The organism is Psychrobacter sp. T6-1 (assembly GCF_052258445.1).
Window position 1 is genome coordinate 1 of record NZ_JBQQFC010000183.1, and the last position, 4,936, is coordinate 4,936.

The 4,936-nt window shown below is 37.8% G+C and carries 4 protein-coding genes and 1 rRNA gene; 3 read left to right on the forward strand and 2 right to left on the reverse strand.

The features are described 5' to 3' along the window. Positions 1 to 344: 344 nt before the first annotated feature. Complete coding sequence (locus ACTXGO_RS09625; protein WP_443574225.1) at positions 345 to 1,493, reverse strand: catalase family protein; 1,149 nt, start codon at positions 1,491 to 1,493, stop codon at positions 345 to 347. 225 nt (positions 1,494 to 1,718) lie between these two features. Between ACTXGO_RS09625 and rrf the strand changes: the two genes are divergently transcribed. The 3 genes from rrf to ACTXGO_RS09640 all read left to right on the forward strand — a co-directional run bounded on the left by rrf (position 1,719) and on the right by ACTXGO_RS09640 (position 4,086). Further along, positions 1,719 to 1,833: ribosomal RNA gene (gene rrf / locus ACTXGO_RS09630) — 5S ribosomal RNA — on the forward strand. Between the two features lie 176 nt (positions 1,834 to 2,009). Then, positions 2,010 to 3,011 (forward strand): DUF4917 family protein, encoded by a 1,002-nt coding sequence (locus ACTXGO_RS09635; RefSeq protein WP_443574227.1) that lies wholly within the window; start codon positions 2,010 to 2,012, stop codon positions 3,009 to 3,011. A gap of 91 nt (positions 3,012 to 3,102) precedes the next feature. Continuing rightward, on the forward strand, positions 3,103 to 4,086 hold the full coding sequence (locus ACTXGO_RS09640; RefSeq protein ID WP_443574229.1) for a hypothetical protein: 984 nt from the start codon (positions 3,103 to 3,105) through the stop codon (positions 4,084 to 4,086). Between the two features lie 307 nt (positions 4,087 to 4,393). Here ACTXGO_RS09640 and ACTXGO_RS09645 read toward each other — a convergent pair. Beyond that, positions 4,394 to 4,936, reverse strand: a 543-nt coding sequence (locus ACTXGO_RS09645; RefSeq protein WP_443574231.1) for a pirin family protein, incomplete at its 5' end; no start/stop codon positions are given.

Consider the following 4,936-nt stretch of genomic DNA (forward strand, 5'->3'; position numbering starts at 1 on the left):
CCATGTGAGAGTAGGTCATCGTCAGCTCTCTATTCTAAGAAGAGTCATCCTTAATCGGATGGCTCTTTTTTTTATCTGTAACTTAGTCATCACCATGTGACCTACTATGCAGAAAATCCCCTTTAAGGGATTTTCTCTTGCGCTCGGGTCAAAGCAGTGCTTTGACTATTTCCTCGCTCAGGTCATCGTCAGCTCTCTATTCCCTAAAAAGCCCCCTTTGCTTACGCAGAGGGGGCTTTTTTTATGGGTAAATTTTTAAATGAGTTTTACGTATAAAAATAGCCAGTATTTCTCCAATACTGGCTATTATGCTATTGATGCAAAAGACTAGTTTTCTCTATTGTTTAATTAGAATTTTTATTGAATACTTCTTTTAAACTGCTAGGCTCTTTACGTTTAACACCGTTCATTTTGTGACGGGTATCAGAAGAAGTCTTATAGGCCTGCAAACGCGAGGTTTGAATGACTCCGATAGGACGATTCTCTTCTAAACATCTGAAGGTGGTAAAGCTTAGGTTCTCTATCGCGTCAACATTGCCATCGTCTGCTACATCCTGACAAGGTACAGTTAGCGTTGCTACTGTGACGAAAGGCACATCAGATTCGTCCCATTCTTTAGTCAGTGTTTCGATAGGCTGCTTTTTAAGATTATGGCACAGCTGTATTTGTACATCGAACTGATAGTCGTGTTCTTGAATCTCTTGGATAATAGCGGGGCGGATGGCCTCGTCCTCTGTAAACAAGTGAATGTCACGACGTTTAATTTTGGCGGCAGATGCCTTGGTAGGGGTCACTCTAATCTTGGCCATATAGTCGCCATGACGGCACGCGCCTTGCGAGAAGTAATCATAAAGCCAAGCGTTCTTTGGTGGAATGGTAGCCAGCTTTCTAAAGGCATTTAGAGTCTTTATACCCTCTACATTAGGAAATGCTTTGCCGTATTTGGTCAGCCAATTAAATACCAGTTTGCCTTTACCAAGCAGGCCATCACCTAAGTAACCATTTAGCTCAAAATTTAATTTAGACAGATAGGCATAATCTTTTAGGTTGTTGGTAAAGAAGATAGGCCCATTCACTAGCGCATAATCAAAGGTGGTACAGTCCTCTTCACCAGGGGTGAGCTTTTTGCCCGGCACATCAAATATCTTGATCGCTAGCCCTTGTCCTAACCCCAGCCTTCTATCTGCATCTACACCTGCCGCAGCATTTGAGAATCGAATCACGGCATCGTGAATAACTGCGTTTGCATACAGTCCTTGAGCGTACTCTTTGGGTAAATTATCTAAAACCTCAAACTTGGCCTTGAGTCCGCAATAGCTTTTGGCATGAACAGCGCGGGTATGATGATCAAGTTTATTGGCTTCTTTGTTCTTTTGGACGTAGTCACGGATATCAGCGGTTATCATTTCCATCGTTTGCTGATCTTCTGCACTTAGGGTGGTGTATTTTTCATCGAACTTGACGTATTTTGGTTTAAACAACTTCTTTATCATATTCAGCTACCTACTATTGGAAAATTAAGACTTGAAATCTTAGTTATTTTACAAAAGTTTGGTCGCTAATATTGATGATAAGTATTGGTGATGTGTAAAGGTGAGCAAAGAATAACAACTGTCTGGGAGACAGTCGTCCGCAGCGCAAGACGGAAGGCTATGCCTGTAGATAGCTTTTAAGCTGCCTAAAATTCATATGCAATAGCGATTCTAGTTTGCTGCAAAATAGACAACAATAGCACGATGGCACCACCTGATCCCTTCCCGAACTCAGAAGTGAAACATCGTTGCGCCGATGGTAGTGTGGCTCCGGCCATGTGAGAGTAGGTCATCGTCAGCTCTCTATTCTAAAAGCCCCCTTTGCTAACGCAGAGGGGGCTTTTTTTATGGGTGAAATTATTAGTCAACAATTATAGGATAGTATATTATGTTGCTTTTTCATAATACTATTAAGTCTTGATGACAGTACTAAATCTTTATATTGATAAATTTTTGAGTAGTAGGAGTAAGTAAATAATGATATATAGAATCTTTGAATGGCAAAAAATTGCTGAGGACTATTACGGAGGTTCATTGCTATTGGGAAATGGCGCTAGTATGTCTATCGATAACCGCTTTAGTTATAGTTCACTTGTTGACCATGCGCGTGAAAACGGGCTTTTCACCCAAGATATTCAACAGCTATTTGAATTTTTTAATACGACAGATTTTGAACTAGTATTGCGCCTAGTATGGCAGGCCTCTAATGTTAATCGTGCTCTTTTAATACTAGATGACAGGACACATGCCGCTTATGTGAGAGTACGTGAATGCCTGATTAAATCTGTGAGGAATGTTCATCCTGAATATCAAGAGATTTCGGAACACATACCTGTTTTATACCAATTTTTAAAGAATTTTAAAACCGTAGTTTCATTAAATTATGATTTAATACTTTACTGGTCGATTATGTATGGCGTTGACGTGCAAGATAAACATTCCTTAAAGGATTGTTTTATACATGGCCAATTTCATGAGAATTGGCGTCAATTGCGTGAACCTATATATGGGAATACATCTACAACCCTAGCATTTTATCCTCATGGTAGCCTAGTCCTCTGTCGTAATAATGTTGAGTCTGAGTTCAAGGTTATAGGTAACGGTAATGGTTTGTTGGAATCCATACTCCAAGCATGGAAATCTGAGCAGGTAGTACCATTATTCGTTAGTGAAGGTACATCTCAGCAAAAGATAAATTCAATACAAAGCAGTAGTTATTTAAATACTGTTTATAGAGAGGTACTGACTACTTTAGAACCTTCTTTGGTTATATATGGGTGGGGCTTATGGGAACAAGATCTTTATATTTTACAACGTATAGCTTTAGCACAGGTTAGAAAGGTTGCAGTTTCAGTTTATGGAAATGATCAAGCCTATTGTAATAGAGTGAATCATATAATACATCAGGTTCTAGGTAATCAAGTTCAAGTGCGGTTTTTCTGTAGTAACAGTTCAGGAGTTTGGAATAATGGCAGTTAGGGCATATAAGCTTGTAAAGCAATACTAGGTTTATTATTATTTTCTTAAAAAGAATGTTTTAAATTAATTTTGAAATTAGGTTGGTTTTGTTATGAATAATAATCTTGCTGTAAGGTCTATGCTACTTGATAAATCTACAGGTAAATTAATTAAAGCTGTAGATGAAAGAGATTTGAGCGATTTTTTACCTTTTATAACTGGAGAAGCTGTAAATAAGAAGGGTATAGTCGTTTTTGATTTTGCGCCTGTAATTCAACATTTTCACGATGAGTTAGAAATAAAACTAGCTAAAAGAGAAAACCAAGATTTAGCTATAAAAAGAGCTACAGTTTTTAATACATGGTTAAGGTTAAAAAGTACAACTAATGAAACGCTTTTATGTCAAAGTAGCGTACAAGTTATGAGGGACTCAGAAGAGGTTTTAAATTGGATTCATACTAGAATCCCTGAACTGGAAAAATGTTACTATCGAGCAGATAGTAGTAATGACCAGAAATTTCTCTCAGATAAAACTCAAGCTTTAATAAAACTATCTGACGATATAGAAGTATTTATTGAGATTTTATTATGTAATATTCATACAACAGCGAAGGTAGATATTGAGTCATTTAAAAGTGATGTTGTGATTACAGAACACTGTAAATTAATTCAAAAATTAGTATTTAAAGCATTGTGTTCTGAACTAGCTTATTTTAATGGTAAATTTAACTGCACAAGCTTAATTTATGCATGCTGTATGGAGGACTTAGGTATAAACCTAGAAGCATTAATTGGTCTTCTTGATCCGCAGGATGTTAATGCAGAGAGTATTAGGAACTCTGTTTTAAGCACTGCTGTAATAGAAGATGTATATGATCATAGTACGTGTATGAGAAGACGTAGTGTCAGTTGGCCGAAAGCAAATCATCATAATCTAGAAAGAGTAAAACTCTTATCAAAACTATTAGAAAGAATAAATTTATTACTTATTTTGATTGAAAAGCTTAAGAGTGTAGAAGTATCTTTTAATAATGACTTTGAAAGTCAAAGTGATTTTGAAAATAGTATTCAAAGCTTACTACTAAACCATAAATAGCAATAATTATAGAAAAGTTGATATTACCAATTTGTTTTCTTCTAAAACAGCTTTCTAATCTCAATCCCTTTCTCAAAATCAAATTCTGATTTCTTAGTTACCAAATTTGCTCGATATGATTCTTATGTCCTACGATTAGCTTGAAGACCTCTCAGTGCTGTTCGGTGTTCATACTTAACCACAATTGACGTTCGGGGCGACTGCGTAGACAACCAAAGCAATACTTTTTCCCACAAAAAAAGCCCATATTAGCAAACTAATACGGGCTTTGATATTTAATAAAACATCTAATAAGCTAGGCTAACAACTAAGCCCCTTCACCAAATTTGCCACTTTGAAAATCAGTAACCGCTTGCATGATCTCTTGCTGACTGTTCATCACAAACGGACCGTATTGTACAATCGGTTCACGTAGTGGGCGTCCAGTAATCAAAATAACTTTGGTATCTTCTTGACTGTCGGCTGTAATGACGATGCCATCTGCACTGTCGTTGTTTTCAAGAATAGCCATCGTTTTAGTCGGCACTTCTCGACCTTCAATATCCACTTTACCGCGATACACAAAGGCAAACGCATTGTGATCGCTTGGAATGGCTTGGCTAAAGCTAGTGCCTGCGGGTAGATGAATATCTAAATAAGTCGGCTCAGTGATATCGCGTGTGACTGCGCCTTCAACGCCGTGCGATGTCCCCGCAATGACAGTAACGTCCACGCCATCTTCAGTGGTGTATTTAGGCAAGTCCTCACTTTGGAAGTCTTTATACCAAGGATCGTTCATTTTATCTTTGGCAGGTAGATTGAGCCACAGCTGGAAGCCTTCCATCGCGCCATCTTCTTGCTCAGGCAGTTC

Bases quoted from the DNA above. Each gene is read 5' to 3' on its own strand.
- ACTXGO_RS09625 (WP_443574225.1), bottom strand. From the start codon at position 1,493: ATGATAAAGAAGTTGTTTAAACCAAAATACGTCAAGTTCGATGAAAAA.
- ACTXGO_RS09635 (WP_443574227.1), top strand. From the start codon at position 2,010: ATGATATATAGAATCTTTGAATGGCAAAAAATTGCTGAGGACTATTAC.
- ACTXGO_RS09640 (WP_443574229.1), top strand. From the start codon at position 3,103: ATGAATAATAATCTTGCTGTAAGGTCTATGCTACTTGATAAATCTACA.